General features: G+C 70.6%; 14 protein-coding genes and 3 pseudogenes. 6 read left to right on the forward strand and 11 right to left on the reverse strand.

Going from position 1 to position 15922, the window contains the following annotated elements; translation table 11 throughout:
• Positions 1-19: 19 nt before the first annotated feature.
• Positions 20-1009 (reverse strand): NADP-dependent oxidoreductase, encoded by a 990-nt coding sequence (locus AB5J54_RS40585; RefSeq protein WP_369149046.1) that lies wholly within the window; start codon positions 1007-1009, stop codon positions 20-22.
• A 119-nt stretch (positions 1010-1128) separates the two neighbouring features.
• On the opposite strand from AB5J54_RS40585, the gene AB5J54_RS40590 reads away from it, so the two are divergent.
• The 3 genes from AB5J54_RS40590 to AB5J54_RS40600 all read left to right on the forward strand — a co-directional run bounded on the left by AB5J54_RS40590 (position 1129) and on the right by AB5J54_RS40600 (position 4558).
• Entirely contained in the window at positions 1129-1773 is a 645-nt protein-coding gene (locus AB5J54_RS40590; RefSeq protein ID WP_369149047.1) for a TetR/AcrR family transcriptional regulator, read from the forward strand.
• A gap of 200 nt (positions 1774-1973) precedes the next feature.
• The gene (locus AB5J54_RS40595; protein ID WP_369149048.1) at positions 1974-3758 is read left to right on the forward strand and encodes an aminotransferase class I/II-fold pyridoxal phosphate-dependent enzyme; all 1785 of its coding nucleotides are present in this window, start codon (positions 1974-1976) and stop codon (positions 3756-3758) included.
• Positions 3755-4558: a phosphatidate cytidylyltransferase gene (locus AB5J54_RS40600; RefSeq protein ID WP_369149049.1), complete on the forward strand. Its 804-nt coding sequence runs from the start codon at positions 3755-3757 to the stop codon at positions 4556-4558. Before AB5J54_RS40595 ends, AB5J54_RS40600 begins: the two co-directional genes overlap by 4 nt.
• 178 nt (positions 4559-4736) lie before the next feature.
• Here the strand turns inward: AB5J54_RS40600 and AB5J54_RS40605 are convergent, their stop codons facing one another.
• From AB5J54_RS40605 to AB5J54_RS40615, 3 genes are all read right to left on the reverse strand, one after another.
• Complete coding sequence (locus AB5J54_RS40605) at positions 4737-6575, reverse strand: alpha/beta fold hydrolase (RefSeq protein WP_369149050.1); 1839 nt, start codon at positions 6573-6575, stop codon at positions 4737-4739.
• Complete coding sequence (locus AB5J54_RS40610) at positions 6572-7165, reverse strand: TetR/AcrR family transcriptional regulator (protein WP_369149051.1); 594 nt, start codon at positions 7163-7165, stop codon at positions 6572-6574. The genes AB5J54_RS40605 and AB5J54_RS40610 overlap by 4 nt, the downstream gene beginning before the upstream one ends.
• Positions 7166-7504: 339 nt before the next feature.
• Positions 7505-8083 (reverse strand): TetR/AcrR family transcriptional regulator, encoded by a 579-nt coding sequence (locus AB5J54_RS40615; protein ID WP_369149052.1) that lies wholly within the window; start codon positions 8081-8083, stop codon positions 7505-7507.
• Positions 8084-8175: 92 nt separating this feature from the next.
• Here AB5J54_RS40615 and AB5J54_RS40620 point away from each other — a divergent pair, with 92 nt between their 5' ends.
• A complete protein-coding gene (locus AB5J54_RS40620) occupies positions 8176-8622 on the forward strand; it encodes an anthrone oxygenase family protein (RefSeq protein ID WP_369149053.1) in 447 nt (148 codons plus the stop codon).
• Positions 8623-8678: 56 nt separating this feature from the next.
• Entirely contained in the window at positions 8679-9101 is a 423-nt protein-coding gene (locus AB5J54_RS40625) for a DUF4267 domain-containing protein (RefSeq protein WP_369149054.1), read from the forward strand.
• A 240-nt stretch (positions 9102-9341) separates the two neighbouring features.
• Here the strand turns inward: AB5J54_RS40625 and AB5J54_RS40630 are convergent, their stop codons facing one another.
• From AB5J54_RS40630 to AB5J54_RS40655, 6 genes and pseudogenes are all read right to left on the reverse strand, one after another.
• Entirely contained in the window at positions 9342-10106 is a 765-nt protein-coding gene (locus AB5J54_RS40630) for a GNAT family N-acetyltransferase (RefSeq protein WP_369149617.1), read from the reverse strand.
• Between the two features lie 448 nt (positions 10107-10554).
• Positions 10555-11163: a hypothetical protein gene (locus AB5J54_RS40635; RefSeq protein WP_369149055.1), complete on the reverse strand. Its 609-nt coding sequence runs from the start codon at positions 11161-11163 to the stop codon at positions 10555-10557.
• A 268-nt stretch (positions 11164-11431) separates the two neighbouring features.
• Positions 11432-11554, reverse strand: coding sequence for a hypothetical protein (locus AB5J54_RS40640; RefSeq protein ID WP_369149056.1), 123 nt, complete (start codon positions 11552-11554; stop codon positions 11432-11434).
• Between the two features lie 128 nt (positions 11555-11682).
• Positions 11683-11964: pseudogene (locus tag AB5J54_RS40645) on the reverse strand (GNAT family N-acetyltransferase); the annotation flags it as partial.
• Between the two features lie 37 nt (positions 11965-12001).
• Positions 12002-12838, reverse strand: a pseudogene (locus AB5J54_RS40650) (RNA-guided endonuclease InsQ/TnpB family protein); the annotation flags it as partial.
• 68 nt (positions 12839-12906) lie between these two features.
• The gene (locus AB5J54_RS40655) at positions 12907-13839 is read right to left on the reverse strand and encodes an NADP-dependent oxidoreductase (protein WP_369149058.1); all 933 of its coding nucleotides are present in this window, start codon (positions 13837-13839) and stop codon (positions 12907-12909) included.
• Positions 13840-13930: 91 nt separating this feature from the next.
• On the opposite strand from AB5J54_RS40655, the gene AB5J54_RS40660 reads away from it, so the two are divergent.
• Positions 13931-14869: an AraC family transcriptional regulator gene (locus AB5J54_RS40660; protein WP_369149059.1), complete on the forward strand. Its 939-nt coding sequence runs from the start codon at positions 13931-13933 to the stop codon at positions 14867-14869.
• A 133-nt stretch (positions 14870-15002) separates the two neighbouring features.
• Here the strand turns inward: AB5J54_RS40660 and AB5J54_RS40665 are convergent.
• Positions 15003-15809, reverse strand: a pseudogene (locus AB5J54_RS40665) (RNA repair domain-containing protein); the annotation flags it as partial.
• Between the last annotated feature and the right edge of the window lie 113 nt (positions 15810-15922).

Below are 15922 nucleotides of genomic sequence, written 5' to 3' on the forward strand. Positions count from 1 at the left end.
ACGTCCATCCAGCGCAAGCTCACTGCCCCGAACGACCGTGGCTCTCGACGTTCAGGACGATCTTGCCTTGGAGGTGGCCCCGTTCGGCGCGGGTGTGGGCCGCGGCCGCGTCCTCCAGAGGAAAGACGCTGTCGATGGCGACACGTACCTTTCCGGCGTCGATGAGGGTGGCCAACTCCGCGAGGTCCGAGCCGCTGGAACGGACCTGCCGTATGGCCTCGATGCTGATCCCGAGTTCGGCGGCACGCTCGGGGCGGTAGTCGCCCAGGAAGACGGGCGTGATCCGGCCGCCGCGCCGCACGGTGGGCAGCAGGCGGTGCGCGTCGGGACCGCCGACCGTGTCGATCAGCAGGTCGACATCGCGGACGGTCTCCTCGGCGGGCGTCCGGGTGTAGTCGACGAACCGGTCCACGCCCAGGCCCAGCAGGAACTCCTCGTGCCGGCCGGAGGCGACGCCGATCACCTGCTTCGCGCCGGCCACCCGGACCAGTTGCGTGAGGAAGTGGCCGACTCCGCCCGCAGCTCCGTTGACCAGGACGGTGGAGTCGATGTGGCCGCGCAGTTGGGTGAAGACGTACTGGTGGGCCGTGAGTGCGGCCATCGGTACGGCGGCGGCCTGCGTGTGCTCGAGGGTTGCGGGCTTGGGGGCCAGGTGGGCGGCGGGTGAGACCACGTACTCGGCGTACCCGGACGCGCGGCCCGGGAAGTTGACCAGGCCGAAGACCTCGTCGCCGGGCCGCCACTCGGTGACACCGGGGCCGAGGGCCGCGACCACGCCCGAGATGTCGCTCCCCAGGATGAGCGGCGGCGTCCAGTTCGGCCGGAGCGCGGCCGGGACGTTCTCGAAGCCGCGCCGCGCGTACCAGTCCGGCGGGTTGACGCCCGCCGCGTGGACCCGTACCAGAACCTCACCCGGTCCGGGTTCGGGCCGGGGCACCTCCTCGTAGACCAGCTGCTCCGGCTCGCCGAAGGCGTGCAGTCGGACAGCTCGCATCGTTGCCGTTTGCATCGTTGCCGTACCCATGACCCTCCCCAAGTCCCGCTGCGGGCGCCCCGGTTAGGATCCGGAGCACTGCTCCGGATAGGGAAGCGGAGCAGTGCTCCGTTTGTCAACGGTAAGGTTCCGTCATGTCCATCGAGTCCCACCCCGGCAAGCCAGGTACGGCAAGCACCGACGCACAGAGCAACTCCCACCCCGGCAAGCCGCGTGCGGCACGCACCGACGCGCAGCGCAACCGTGAACGCATCCTGGAAGTGGCAGCGCAGGTCGTCGCTGAGCAGGGAACCCCGGCCTCCCTGCGGGACATCGCCCGGCGCGCCGACGTCGGCCTCGGCACGCTCTACCGGCACTTCGCGAACCGGGACGCCCTGCTGGAAGCCCTGCTGCACCAGCGCTTCACGCACCTTGCCGAACGGGCGGACGCACTGGCCGCGGCCGCCTCACCCGAGCGGGCACTGACGGAGTGGCTGTACGAGTTCACCGTCGGCGCCGGCGCCTACCAGGGCCTGCCGGCAACGCTGATGGCCACGCTGAACGACCCGCAATCACCCCTGCACGGCAGCTGTCTGACCATGCGTCAGGCCGGTGGCCGCTTGCTGCAGGCGGCCCAGGAATCAGGAAGGATCCGGCCGGACGTGGCCCCCATCGACCTGTTCGCACTGGCCAACGCCCTCAGCTGGATCGCCGACCAGGCCCCCACCCTCACGGAGCGCCGGGAGCACCTCTTCCGCCTGGTGGTGGACGGGTTGAGGCCGCGGTCCGAACAGGGCTGATCCACCACCGCGGCCGGTATACGTGCCGAAACTCCAGGCCGCGGACCCAAAGTCGAACGCGGCCGCACCCCCTCAGACGGCCGCGCCCCCCTCAGACGGCCCCCACTGGCAGTGATCGAATTGAGTACACGTACTCAGGTGTCGACGGTCGGGCTTGTCCATGCTGGGCGGCGAACGCAGGATCGCCTCGAGGGAGACTCATGGACCACGCCATACAGCTGCGCGCAGCCACGCCCAGTGATCACGACTGGATCCACGAGCTGCGGCATCGGGTGTACGCGGAAGAGCTCGGCCAGCATCCGGTGCATCCGTCCGGGCGATTGAGCGACGGACTCGACGGCGACAACGTGTATCTCGTGGCCACGCGCGGCGAGACGCGGATCGGCTTCGTCAGCCTCACCCCGCCGTGGGTCGGCCGCTACTCCCTCGACAAGTACCTGACGCGCGAGGAGCTGCCGGTCCTGACCGAGGAGGCTCCGTTCGAGATCCGTGTTCTGACCGTCGAGGAGCGCTGGCGGTCCACCGTGGCGGCGCCGCTCCTCATGTACGCGGCGCTGCGCTGGGTTGCGGCGCGGGGCGGCCGCGAAGTGGTGGCGATGGGGCGCACCGAACTGCTGGACATGTACCTCGCCGCAGGGTTGCGGCCGGTCGGGCGGACGATCCACTCGGGCGCGGTGTCGTTCGAAGTCCTCAGCGGCTCCGTGACCGAGCTGACGAGGACGGTCCGGGACCGTCATGGCCGGACCCTGGAGCGGCTGCGGACAGGCCTCGACTGGCGGCTCGACGTGCCCTTCGCACCGCGCGCGGACGGCTGCGAGCACGGCGGTGCCTTCTTCTCCGCGATCGGTACGGACTTCCGGACGCTGGCCCGCCGGCACGAGGTGGTCGGGGCCGATGTGCTGGACGCCTGGTTCCCGCCCTCCCCAGGGGTCCGCGCGGTCCTGTCGGAGGACCCCGGGTGGGCGGCCCGGACCTCGCCGCCGACGGGCGCGGAGGGGCTGCTCGCGGAGATCGCCCGCGTCCGTGGGCTGCCGGCGGACTCGCTCGTCGTCGGGGCGGGTTCGTCCGATCTGATCTTCCGGGCATTCGGTCGGTGGCTGACGCCCGAGAGCCGGGTACTGCTCCTGGATCCGAGCTACGGCGAGTACGCCCATGTCACCGAGCGGGTGATCGGCTGCCAGGTGGACCGGCTCAGGCTGCGCCGGGAGGACGGCTGGCTGCTCGATCCGGCCCGGCTCGCCGCCGCGACCGCGAGCGGGCGGTACGACCTCGTGGTGGTGGTCAACCCGAACAACCCGACCGGCCGCCACGCTCCCGCCGACGCGCTGCGCGCGGTGATCGAGGCCTCTCCCGCGCGGACCCGGTGGTGGATCGACGAGGCGTATCTGGGCTATGCCGATCCGGCGGAGTCACTGGCCGGGCTCGCCTCGGTCGATCCCCGGGTCGTGGTGTGCACGTCGCTTTCGAAGATGTACGCGCTGTCGGGAATGCGGGCCGCGTATCTGGTGGCCGACCCGGACACGGCCGGGGAGCTGCGCCGCTGGACGCCGCCGTGGCCCGTGAGCCTGCCGGCCCAGCTGGCCGCCGTGGCGGCGCTGCGCGACCCCGGGTACTACGCGGAACGCTGGGCGCACACCGCGGTGCTGCGGCGGGAGCTCGCCGCCGGACTCTCGGAGCTCGACGGCTTCTCCTCGGTCGACGAGTCGGTGGCGAACTTCCTCACCGTGACCCTGCCACCGGGTGGACCGAGCGCGGCCCGGCTGGTGCGTGAGTGCCGGCGCCACGACGTCTACCTGCGCGACCTGTCGCCGATGTCACCGGCGTACGAGGGGAGGACCGTCCGGATCGCCGTCCGCGACACGGCGGAGAACGCTCGGATCGTGGCGGCCTGCCGCAGCGCCCTGGACGTGCTGCGCGCGGAGACGACGGTGGCCACGCCGGTCAGGGCCGCGGCTTCTGTGCCGGCCGCCGGGGCCTCCCGGTGACGACGGTACCCGGTCTCGTCCCGTACCTCGGCGGGGCACTGGCGATCGGCGGGCTCGCGGTCGCGGCGACCCGGCGGCGTGAGCTGATGGTCCGCTGGTGCGTGTGGGCGCTCGGCGTCCCCCTGGTCACGGGCGCGTTCTGGCTCGGGGCGCCAGGGATCGCGGTGCTCGCAGCCGTGGTCGGGGTGGTCGCGGTGGTGGAGTTCGGCGGGCTGCTGCAGTCGGGCCCGCTGGACCGGACGGTGCTCGGTGCAGCGGTCGTCGGGCTCGTGCTGACCGCCTGGCTGGCCCCGGGGGAGATGCTTCGGGCCGCGGGGGTCGGGGCGCTCGCGATCGCCGGGGTGCCCCTGCTGTCGGGCGACGCCGAGCACGGGCTCCGCCGCCTGGGGGCCGGACTCCTCGGGCTCGTGTGGCTGGGCGTCCTGGCAGGCCTCGTCCCCTTGGGTGCGATGGGCCTCGTCCTGTTCGTGGCCGTGTCGATCGCCGACATCGTGGCGTACGCGGCTGGTCGCCGTCTCGGCGGCCCCCGGCTCTCCGCGCTGTCGCCCGCCAAACGGTGGAGCGGCACGCTGGCCGGGGCGGCCGCCGGTCTCCTGGCGCTCGCCGTGCTGTCGTCCCTGACGTGGCAGACGGCGGTGGCCGTGGCGGTCGGCGGGCCGCTCGGGGACCTGCTGGAGTCGATGGTCAAGCGGGGCGCCCGTGCGAAGGACGCCGGCCGTTGGCTTCCCGGCTCCGGCGGTCTGCTGGACCGCGTCGACTCCCTCCTCGTGGCCCTGGCGGTGCTGCTGGTGCTGGGGTAGGACCGCGTCCCCTGCGTGGTGAGGCGGAGGAGTCGCTTGAAGCACAGCAGATGGCTGCGAACTCGTCTCGGTTGCCGCCCCTGCCGCCCTTGCGGCTTCTGCCGCCCCTGCTGCCGAACGGGACGAGCACGCGGCGGCGGCGCCGGGGAACGGAGCGCGTCCCACGGACGGTTCACGGTCACCGACTGGCCTGCGGTTCGTGCAGGGCCGTGACGCTCCCGTCTTCCCGGGGGCTCGGGGGCGCGGTCTGTTCGCGGATGGCCTGAGCGAGGTCGTGCGGGTGTGTGAGCTGGGGGTGGTGCCCCGCGCCGTCGATCACTGTCACGGTGGCGTGGGGGAGTGCGTCCAGCAGGGACTGCCCGTCAGGGGTGAGGGGATCGCCGGAGCCGATGACGATGTGGACGCGCCCTGGGTACTGCCGCAGCTTGTCCCGGAGGTCCGCACGCCACGCCGAGCTCGTGGTGGCGGCCAGGAGCCGGGCGGTGGTGGCCGCGACGGTGCCGCGGCGAAGATCTGCGACGGCCGATTCGAGCGCGTACGCGTGGTCGGGGGTGCCGGTCAGCCGCTTGGCCAACGTGCTGGGAGTGATCCGGCGCAGGAGGCGGCGGGTCAGAGGCGTCCATGTCGCGCTGCGGGGCGGGGCAGCCTGGAGGAAGAACGGTGATACGAGCGTGAGCCGGTCCACCGCGTCGGGGTGGGCGGACGCGGCCTCGACGGCGGCCGCGGCGCCGATGGAGTGGCCCACCAGGTGACGGGCACCCGTCTCCGTCACCAGCGCGCTCGACCAGGATGCCCAGTCGTCGCGACGCCCGCTGCTCATGCCGAGGCCCGGGAGGTCGACAGCACGGGCGTCGTCGAGGGCTGTGACGACCGGCGCCCAGGTGTCGGCGTTGACCGGCAGGCCGGGCAGCACCACCGAAGGCGCGCCCTCCCCACCCAGTTCGAAGGTCCGCACTCCGCCCGTGGTGGTGAACCGCCTGTCACCTGCCGGGGCGTCGCCGAAACGGTGGGCTGCCATGTGGTCGGCCCAGCGACGGATCGTCGTGAGGGTGTCCGGCATCGTCAGCCCGTGCCGGGCGGCCAAGGCATCGGCCGAAGCGGTCGGGTAGCGGTCGGCCGACAGGAACGTCAGGGTCTCCGGATCGGACTGCGTGAGCCTGCGGGGAAGCCGCTTGAGCAGGGACACCGGAATCCGCGTCCGCGGCGCCCGGACGCCGTAGTGCTCGGCCACGAGCGTCAGCAGGTCGGGCAGCGCGGGCGTGTCGTCGTCCAGGACCCAGTAAGCGGTGTGCTCGGTGGCCGCGTCCGTCGGCAGCAGGGTCATGAACCGCGCGAGGTGGTCGGCCGCGACGACGGGAACGAACGTCCTTCCATCGCCCGGGAGAGCGGGGAGCGATCCCTGCCAGAGGTCCTTCATGGTCGAGGCGAGCCCGAGGTACTGGTCGGATTCCCCGGTGGCGCTGTCGCCGATGACGCTGGCCGGGTTGACGATGGACCACGGCACGCCCGACCGTGCTGCCGAGTCCTGGAAAACGGCGTCCGCCTCTGCTCTGGACGCCTCGTAGGCGCCCAGCGCCCGGTAGGTCTCACGTCGGTGTTCCTCGCTCCAGGGCGAGGGGTCCTGCCCGCCCACGCGGTACCCGGAGACCTGGACCAGGCGGCGCAGGTTCGGCAGCCGCGCCGCGAACTCGACGACCGCGCGCACGCTGTCGACGTTCGCGTGACGTGCCTCGTCCACCGACATCCCGAACCGGAAGGCACCGGCGCAGTTGTAGATCTCGGTGATGTCGTCGCAATCGCCGTCGATCAGTGCCGCCGTGGCGAAGTCCACCCGCAGGTCTGCCGGGGCCTGGTCGTGCCCGCGCCCGGCCAGCCACTGGGCGAGCCGCTGGTGGGACTCGTGGCTCCGCGCGGCCGCACTCACTCGTACGCCGGCCCGGCCGAGCGCGAGCACCACGTGGCGCCCGATGAAACCGCTCGCGCCCAGCACCAGTGCGTGCCGTTCCTCCGGGCTCATGCCGAGGCCCCCGTACCCTCTGCCAGGAGTACGGCGATCGCCTGGGCGGCGCATGTCAGCGGCTCGGTGGACCGCTGGGCACGCGACATGATGACCGCCCCCTCCACCATGCTGACCACGGCAGTCGCCAGAGCACGGGCGACGGTACGAGGCCGGCCGTGCGCGATGAGCAGTTCACTGAGCGGCGCGACCCACGACTCGAAGGCATCGGCGCAGGCGTCGCGCAGGCGCTCGCTCTGCGCGCCCATCTCCAGCGTCACCACGGAGACCGGGCATCCCAGCTGGAAGTCGCTGCCGTCGAGCATCCCGGCCAGTTCGTCGATCACACGGCCCAGCACTTCACCCACCGTGGCCGGACCCGTCGCCGAGCCGGCCACGAGAGAGCTGAACTGCGCGGCCGCAAGCTCGATGGCCTTCTCTCCCAATGCCTCCTTCCCCTGGGGGTAGTGGAAGTACAGCGACCCCTTCGGGGCGCCGGCGTGCTCCACCACCGCGTTGAGCCCCGTACCGCTGTATCCGTGCCGCTGGATCAACTCCAGCATCGACTCCGCGAGCCGCGAGCTGGTCTCGGCTCCCTTGGTTCCCACCATGATTGAAGAATAGACCGGTCTATATATTTTGCAAGAGTGTCGGTCAGACCGAGAGCACGGCAAGGTGGGTGCCGGAGCCGCAAGGGTGAATCGGCGAGATGTCCGCGGGCGCACCGGATTTGCTGCGCTCGTCGCGTCCTACGAGTGCCGGTAGCGCGGGCCGCCCAGCGGCGCACGGCCTGGCTCGCCGCCCCGCCGGTAGAACATCCCGTCGGGGCAGGCGGGGCCCGTGACCGGTGTGGTGTCTGGGTGCGGGCGACCGGAAGCGTCACCGCAGCCGAGCGGGTACGCAGCGGCGGAGCCCGAGGGCCCCGGCCGCGTACCCGCCAGGATGGCGTGTCAGATCTCGGCGAGCCGGTCCACCAGCAGGTCGAGCCTCGGCTGGGCGTCCTCGGGCAGCAGGCGGCCGGTTCGGGTCAGGGTGGCCAGGCCGTGCAGGGAGGCCCAGAACACCTCGGTGAACAGGCCCGGGTGGACGCCGTCGCCGGCGACCTCGGCCAGGGTCTCCATCAGCGCGGCGAAGGCGTCCTTCAGTGGTTCGGGGGTGTCCTCCCGCGCGTACGGCAGGCCGCCGTCGAGCAGGAACAGGGCGTCGTAGACGGCCGGGTGGCGCTCGGCGAAGTCGAGGTAGGCGCGGGCCAGGGCGGCGACCCGCCCGCGCGGGCTGTCCGCCGCGGAGGCCGCGGCCCGTATTGCCGCGGCCATCTCGGTGGCGCCCTCCAGAGCGACGGCGCCGATGATCTCCCGCTTGCCGCGGAAGTGGCTGTAGAGGACGGGCTGGCTGTATTCGATGCGCTCGGCGAGCCGGCGGGTGGTGACGGCGTCCCAGCCCTGCTGCTCGGCGAGTTCGCGGGCCATCGTCACGATGAGGCGCTCGCGCTCCGCCCGTTCGCGCTCTTTGCGTTCCTTTACCGACATACAGCGATCCTAGCACCGCTAGACAATCGAGCGGGAGTAGCGCTAGCGTTGCCTCGTCAGCTAGCAATGCTAGTTCCTCGGGAGGGATCGTCATGCTCAACGCACTCGAGATCGTCACCACCGTGATCGTCGGCCTGATGGTGGGGGTGGAGTTCTCCGTCGCCTTCATCATGAACCGGATCCTGGACGCGCTCCCCGAGGACGCCGGCCAGCTCGGCCACGCCCACGGCGGCCGGATGCTGGGCGCCCTGATGCCGTTCTGGTACATCGGCTCGCTGGTCCTCGCCGCGGTCTGGGCCGTCGCCGGATGGCAGCACGACGGCGCCGGACTCGTCGTCACCGCCGCCGGCCTGCTGATCGTCAGCGTGGTCATGTCGGTGCTGCTGCTGGTCCCGATCAACAACCGGAACAAGACCTGGACCCCCGAGACCCGTCCGGCCGACTGGAAGCAGCAGCTGCAGCGCTGGAACCGCTACCACTACCTCCGGGTCGCCGTCATCATCGCCGCCTTCACCCTGCTGGTCACCGCCCTCGCCTGACACCAATGCCGCCCGGGTTCACCAAGCCGACGAAGACTCGCAGGGAGAGAACAACGTTGCTGAAGAAGATCAACACCGTCCTGGCCGCCGCCTTCATCCTCTTCATCCTCTGGTTCGGGACGGAGTACATCCTGAGCCCGGAGACGACGGCGCCGGGCTACGGCCTGCCGAGCTGGCCGTCCGGCGACGGCGACGGCTTCCTGGTCATCAAGGGAATCCGCGACGTCGTCATGGCCCTCGTCCTGGGGGCCCTGCTGGTGACGGGCCACCGCCGGGCGCTGGGCTTGGCGCTGCTGGTGGAGGCCCTCGCCGCGTACGGCGACATGGCCAACGTGCTGGCTCATCACGGCTCCATTGCCACCGCGCTCGGCGTGCACTGCCTTACCGCGACACTGATGGTGGTCAACGGCCTGCTGATCCTGCACGAGACCCGAAACGCCGCGGCCGCCGCGAAAACCCCCACCCCGCAGCGCGCCTAGCGCGGATCGGGCCGCGATCAATCCGGGGGCTGGCGGGCAGTGGCGGGAGAGTCACAGCGAGTCCGGTGCTTGGTCAACCGCCTCCCACCGCTTCCGCCAGTGGCGCGGAACGCCTCAAAAGGAACCGCGCTGTGGCGGCGAGAAGGGACAGACTCGCGGCCCTCGACGGATCCATGCTCCTCACAGCAGCGACCAGCACCGCCAGAAAGGGTGGGTGCAGGGCCAAGGGAGTGGGGCGGTTCAGGGGCTGATGGCGTGTTCGGTGAACTGGCCACAGGAATGGAACCCCAGGCGACGGTAGACCGGCTCGCCGGCGGCCGACGCCTGCAGGACCGCGATGCGGTGGTCCAGCTCGCGGGCCGTGCGGAGTGCGGCGAGCGTGATGGCGCCGCCGTAGCCGCGTCGGCGGTGGGCGGCCAGGGTCGAGATGTTGTAGATACCGGCGACTCCCGCGTGGCGAAACACTTCAGCGGAGCAGACCGGACGGCCGTCCACGTAGCCGACGAGATACCGGGCCGGGCAGTTCGAGGCCAGTGCCTGCGGGGCGGCCTGGGCGAAGAAGCGGCTGACGGTGTCTGCGGGCGGGTCCCAGTTCGCGGCGAGTACCGCGGCGTAGTCGGCGAGTTGTCCGGGCGTGGCCACGCGCTGGATGTCCAGTCCCTCGGCGGCGGGCGGTGGCAGGGTGTCGTCCAGTTCGGCCCACATCGCCGTCTCGCGTTCGGACGCCGGCAGACCGGCCGCCGTCAGGCGGGTGCTGAGGTCCACTGGTGTCGAGGCGGGCCCCACCCACCAGGAGAAGCGGCGGCCGGTGCGAGCCAGCGTCCCAGCGGTCTCGGTGATACGTGCCGTGGCATCGGCGGAGGTGAAGCGGGCCGCAGCAACGATGTTGAACGTGTCGTCGTCCAGGCCGCTGTCCGCGACCACGAGGTCACCAGCATCTGTGACGCTCGCACCAGTCATGCTCCGGTGCAGGTGGCAGGCGTGTTCCGCCAGGTTCCGTTCCATCCTGTCCATCAAGTCGGCTTCATCGGGGAAAAGATCATTCATAGTGATTGATCCCAGCACGACTGGACGTGGATCGCATGCGATTTCGGGTCGCCGCCGCCGGTGGCGTGGGAGCATTTCGTCATGCGCCTGGTAGCTGACGGAGCCACGCCTACCTCGCGGTTGGTACTGGTGAAGGACTTCGAGACCGATGACGGATACGCCTTCGAACTGGCGGGCCCGATCTTCCTGGCTGCCAGTGATCGAATCGCTTTCGAAGGCGGCAGGCTTGTCGTCGTGCGGGCCGTTGGAGAGCGACTGTCGCCGGTCGGCGACTGGTCCACTCGCTGCGGGCCCGGATCTCTACGCCGCCGGTAGAAGCCGCTCCTCGAACGGTACGTGGCGAACGGTACGTAGCGAGCGGTACACACGAACTGGCTGTCCGCCGGTAGCACTTTAACGAAAGACCCTAGGTGTACGGCGGGCCGATGACCGCCTGGCCGATCTGCTCGGCCAGCCAGGCGGCGTACTGCTGCGCGCCAGGGGTCCGGTGGACACTCACGTACACAGTGTGTGTGCTGACTTCCCGGTTGGCTTCAGTGGCGTCGCAGTTGAACACCAAGGTGACCCCGTCGTGTTCGACCCGACCGCCGTACCCGCGCTCCGGTACCTCCGGCCAGATCACCTGGTCCCAGCGGATCGAGCCGTAGTTCGCGTCCACCAAGGTGGTGAACCTGTCTTCGACGCTACCGACGGGCCGGTCCAGCATTGAGGCCCAGAGCGGGAGTAGGGAAACGAGGTCATCCGTATCCTCGGAGAGTTCGGACGCATGAAATTCGAAACGCAGTTCCGCCCGCTCGGCAGGCTCCCTTGCCCAGAAGTCGTCGTTCTCCGTGCGGAACCAAGCGTCCGGAAGCGCCCGGCGTATCCGCAGTACCTCAGCGATCGTGCAGAGCTCCGCGTCCACCGACACCTGGGCGTACTCCCGCTCGCCCAGCGCGAGGAGCCGACGCGCCGTGCCAAGGGCCGCTGCCGGGTCGGACGTGCGGAAGACGGGATAGGAGACGCTGTTGGACATGTTGGCACCCTGTCACACGCTGACGTCGGCCGACATCCGCGTTTCGGCGGCACCCGGTTTCACTCCTTGCCGTCCGCTACGAAGCGACTGTGCTGGTCGCAGCCATCAGCGAATGGCTGCGACCAGCACTTTCACAACATCCCTAGGCCCCGGTCGCATCGGTGGCTTCTTCCTTACGTGGGATGCGTCAACAGGCCCTGGTGTCGGCAGGCCCTCCCATCGAAGGTCAGTGGTCTTCGACGGGAGGGCGGTGCGGATGAGACGAGGGCTACGCCTCAAGCTCCTGCGAGTCGCCCGACTCGTCGGTCCCACTGGGCGTGTCCACGGCGTCGACGCCGACCTCGCTCTCATCGATCGGCGCGATCCGGTCTCCCGGGCGGGCTCCGTCCATGCTGTCCTCCTCCTGTGATCGCGCGTGGGTGCGCTCGGTGGTCGCCGCTGGAACCCTGCTGGTTCATGAGGGGCGGCGCAGCTGCTCGGCCGACATCCGGAACAGCAGGACGTCGGCGCGGACGCCGCGTTCCGGGCGTCGCAGGTGGCCACGATCCGTTTCACCCCTGTGGCGAAGAGATGGTCCGCCACAGCGGCCATCGCCTCGGTGGCGTAGCCCCGGTGTCGCATGTCCGGCGCCAGCGTGATGCCCACCCTTGCCCCGTGACGGCCGGACTCGGTCTCGACATGGAGATCACCGATCAAGCCGGGCCGCTGGTTCTGCTCGATGGCGTACTGGAAGAAGCCGGGCCCGTCGGGATGCTCCGCGCGGAATCCGGCAACGATCGCCTCTGCCTCCGCTTGGTCGATCGGCGAGCGCCAGGTCTGTTGACTTCCGCTCCCCGCCCTAAAGGGCGGGGATTCCTACCACGGTCGTCTGACCGTCTCGGTGGGTTCCTGTTTCTCCGCGCTGTGCCGGGACGAGTCCCGGTCTTACCCGCGCTCCGCAGGCTGATACCGCCAGTCCGGCGGCCTTGGCGACGTTGACCGCCGCGTTGATGTCCCGGTCAAGGACGGTTCCGCAGGACCCGCACGTCCACACACGGACACTGAGGGGCTTGGGGCCGTCCTTGACGCCGCAGGCCGAGCAGACCTGTGACGTGGGCTCGAACCGGCCGACGCGCACGAATGTACGCCCGTACCGGGTGGCCTTGTACTCCAGCATGGTTGTGAACGCCGACCATCCGGCGTCGTGCACGGACTTCGCGAGGCGGGTGCGGGCGAGTCCCTTGACCGCCAGGTTTTCCACTGCAACCGCTTGATTCTCGCGGATGATCTTCGTGGAGAGCTGGTGGTGGAACTCGCGCCGCGCATCGGCGGTCCGTGCGTGGGCGCGGGCGGCCTTGATGCGGGCCTTAGCCCGGTTCGCCGATCCCTTCGTCTTACGGCTGAGGTTCTGCTGCGCCTTCTTCAGCTTCTTCTCGGCCCGGCGCAGGAAGCGCGGGGACTCGATCTTCGTTCCGTCCGAGAGGATCGCGAAGTGCGTCAGGCCCAGGTCGATGCCGACCACGCTGTCCGTGACGGGCAGCGACTCGGGTTCGGTCTCGACTACGAACGAACAGAAGTACCGTCCGGCCGCGTCCTTGACCACGGTCACCGTGGACGGCGTGGAGGGAAGGGCTCGGGACCACTTCACCCGCACCTCCCCGATCTTCGGGAGCCGCAGGTCACCCCCGGTCGTGATCGTGTGAAGCTCGAGGCGGGTGACACCTGTCAGCCGGGACGACAGCGCAGCCCCCAGACGCCATGGGGTCAAGGAACGATGAGGACCTTCCCTCGGATCTGGCCGGCCTCGCTGAGGCGATGGACGTCGGCGAGGTCGGCCAGTGGACGTGAGTCGCTGATGTCGATGCCGAGCGTGGCCGCGTCGACGAGTTCCGCGAGGGCCGCGAGATGCGCGACATCGTTGCGTGCGACGATGTGCTTCGCGTTCACCCCAGTGCCGTAAGCCGGCTCGATCGGGGTCGCGATGGAGATGATCCTCCCGCCCGGGCGTACCAGGGGCGCCAGAGCTGCGGCGTCCAGCGGGCTCAGCGGGACCAGATTGAGCAGAGTGTCCACCTGGCCGTCCAGAGCGACACCCACCGGCCCGGCGGTGTAGTCGATCACTTGGTCCGCCCCCTGCCGCAGAACCGCCGCAGTGCTGCGCGTACTGGCCGTGGCGATCACCTCAGCCCCCGCGTGCGCGGCCAGCTGCGTCACGAAACCTCCGACGCCGCCGCCCGCACCGTTGACCAGCACGCGATGACCAGCGGCCACCTTCCCGTGCTCGAACACTGCCTGCCAGGCCGTCAGGCCCGCCACGGGAAGGGCCGCAGCGCTGGCGAGAGGGACGGACGCCGGCGCCGCGACAAGTAGGGCGGCGGGCGCCCGGACGTACTCGGCAGCCGCACCCCCGCTGTCGAGCCGCCCGATGACCCGGTCGCCGACAGCGAAGCCATCGGCTCCCGCACCGATCTCGACCACCGTGCCGGCGACGTCCCAGCCGAGGGTGAAGGGCAAGTCCACGGGGAGGAACGCCTGCAGCATTCCGGCTCGCAGAGCGGCCTCGGTCGGATTGAACGACGTCGCGGCGACACGGACGAGTACTTCACCGAAGCCGGGCCGCGGACGGGGAACGGAGTCGTAGCGGATCACGGAGGTATCGCCGTACTCGTGGATACGCGCGGTCTTCATCATCGTCATGCCGCGAATCTACGGACCGCACAGGGAGACGATCCATGCGTCAGAGTGCCCAGTTGATGCGCGTGCGTCTCGCGCCCGTACTCTCGGTCCCATGGATGTGCTCAGCGACGTGGTCGCGGTGACGCGGACCGGCCGGCCCCGATCGGCGCAGGTGCGGTGGCATGCGCCGTGGGGACAGGAGTTCGCCTCCGTCCCCGGGTCGGCGGGCTTCCAGGTGATCCTTCAGGGTTCCTGTTGGCTCCTGCGCGCGGATGCACAGCCCATCCAACTGGACGCGGGCGACGTCGTGTTCCTTCCCCACGGCAGCGGGCACACGCTGGCCGACAGCCCCGGAACCGCGCTGACAGCCCCTGCCTGCGGGCCGCCCGACGACCACGAGCCGGACAACGCCTACGCCTCGGACAGCGTCGACCGGAGCGGAGAAGGCGGCCCGGTCACCGTCGTGCTCTGCGGGGCCTACCAGCTCGACCCGTCCCGCACGCACCCGCTGCTGCTGACACTCCCGGACCTGATCCACTTGCCCGCACACGAGGACCGCCACCCCGAGTTGCGCTCGGCCGTGGGGCTTCTGGCCGCCGAGCTGGAGAACCCGCGCCTGGGCACGAGCGCCATCGTCCCCGCGCTCCTGGACACTCTTCTGCTGTACATCCTGCGCGTCTGGTTCAAGGAACAGCCCTCCCGAGGAGACACCACGGGATGGGCTGCCGCGCTGAACGACCCGCCGGTCACCGCCGCCCTCCACGCCATCCACCGTGACCCGGCGGCTCCCTGGACCGTGGCGACACTCGCCGCGGAAGCCGGGCTCTCGCGAGCACCCTTCGCGAGACGCTTCGCCATGCTGATCGGCCGACCGCCCCTCGGCTACCTGACCTGGTGGCGGATGACCACGGCCGCGCGCTTGCTCCGCACATCAGACGCACCGTTGAGATCCGTCGCCACCCAGGTGGGCTACGCATCCGAGTTCGCCTTCGCCAACGCGTTCAAACGCACGCACGGGACCGCACCCGGCGCCTACCGGCGGAAGAACTGATCCGGAGCGGCAGCACCGGGCACCCTCGGCCGTACGTGACCGGGGGAGAGGGACTTCGAGTGAAGGATCAACGTTCTGGAGGGGGTGGCGGCGGCGGAGGGTTTCCTGGAGAAGTCGAGTTCTCCGGGTGACGGACGTCGCCGCTGCCGAGCATGACGTGGGCCCGCACCCGCATCGGCTCGTCGTCGCGCCGGGAGAGCACGACCAGCTCGTCGACCCGGGCCGCCATGGGCCCGAGGAGTTCCTCCACCTTGCGAGCGAGGAGATGCGGGTCCTGGGTACGGCCGAGGGACAGGTGCGGGGTGAAGCCGTGAGAGCGGGATCCGCACAGCGGGAAGCGGAGCTCCAGGGACTCCCGCATCCGTGACCAGGGCTCTTGGTCGGCGGCGGCAGGGTCGAGCCAGACGGTGGCGTCCTCGCGGTGGCCGAACCAGTGGACGCCCGCCAGGCGGGCGGTGAACGGCGGCGTCTCGGCGAGCGCCGCGGCGACCAGTGGCAGGGCCCGGGCGAACTCGGCCTCGGGGACGAAACCGAAGAGCACGTTGACGTGCGGCGGCCAGCGGCGGATCTGCCGGTCGTGTTCGCGGCGAATGTGCTGGATCGGCGGCCACAGCTGCTCCGGGGGCAGCCAGGCGACGGCGCTGCGGTTCGTCGGCGGGACGACGAGGATGTCGCTGGGCGCCGGGGCCGGCACGTGACCGACCTGCCCGGCGAGGGTCTCATCGAGCCGGTCGACGCCGGAGACGCGGTCCCAGACGACCTTGCCGTCCGCCTCGAAGAACACCACCCGGTGCCAGGGGATCTCCCCGCCGGGTACGAAGTCGCCGAGCAGGACGCGCTTCGGCGGGGCGCCGCGCTCCGCGATCCCCATCACGAACCGCTCGGGATCGAATCGCGGATCCCAGAGCACACGGTGGTAGATCTCGTCGCTGGTGTGCACGTCAGCACCTGCTCTCGACTCTCAGGGTGCCGCGCGCCGCGCCGACCCTGCAAGCCGGCCGGCACGTGGCCCTGCCGACGGGGTCTCGTTGGTCTGCGTGGACCGGATCGAGT

It is taken from the genome of Streptomyces sp. R44 (assembly GCF_041053105.1).
Lineage (GTDB): Bacteria > Actinomycetota > Actinomycetes > Streptomycetales > Streptomycetaceae > Streptomyces.

Coding starts and splice junctions, on each gene's coding strand:
- AB5J54_RS40610 (WP_369149051.1), bottom strand. CDS start 7,165: ATGGTGGGAACCAAGGGAGCCGAGACCAGCTCGCGGCTCGCGGAGTCG.
- AB5J54_RS40660 (WP_369149059.1), top strand. CDS start 13,931: ATGGATGTGCTCAGCGACGTGGTCGCGGTGACGCGGACCGGCCGGCCC.
- AB5J54_RS40595 (WP_369149048.1), top strand. CDS start 1,974: ATGGACCACGCCATACAGCTGCGCGCAGCCACGCCCAGTGATCACGAC.
- AB5J54_RS40590 (WP_369149047.1), top strand. CDS start 1,129: ATGTCCATCGAGTCCCACCCCGGCAAGCCAGGTACGGCAAGCACCGAC.
- AB5J54_RS40655 (WP_369149058.1), bottom strand. CDS start 13,839: ATGACGATGATGAAGACCGCGCGTATCCACGAGTACGGCGATACCTCC.
- AB5J54_RS40635 (WP_369149055.1), bottom strand. CDS start 11,163: ATGTCCAACAGCGTCTCCTATCCCGTCTTCCGCACGTCCGACCCGGCA.
- AB5J54_RS40605 (WP_369149050.1), bottom strand. CDS start 6,575: ATGAGCCCGGAGGAACGGCACGCACTGGTGCTGGGCGCGAGCGGTTTC.
- AB5J54_RS40620 (WP_369149053.1), top strand. CDS start 8,176: ATGCTCAACGCACTCGAGATCGTCACCACCGTGATCGTCGGCCTGATG.
- AB5J54_RS40585 (WP_369149046.1), bottom strand. CDS start 1,009: ATGCAAACGGCAACGATGCGAGCTGTCCGACTGCACGCCTTCGGCGAG.
- AB5J54_RS40615 (WP_369149052.1), bottom strand. CDS start 8,083: ATGTCGGTAAAGGAACGCAAAGAGCGCGAACGGGCGGAGCGCGAGCGC.
- AB5J54_RS40630 (WP_369149617.1), bottom strand. CDS start 10,106: ATGGAACGGAACCTGGCGGAACACGCCTGCCACCTGCACCGGAGCATG.
- AB5J54_RS40640 (WP_369149056.1), bottom strand. CDS start 11,554: ATGGACGGAGCCCGCCCGGGAGACCGGATCGCGCCGATCGATGAGAGC.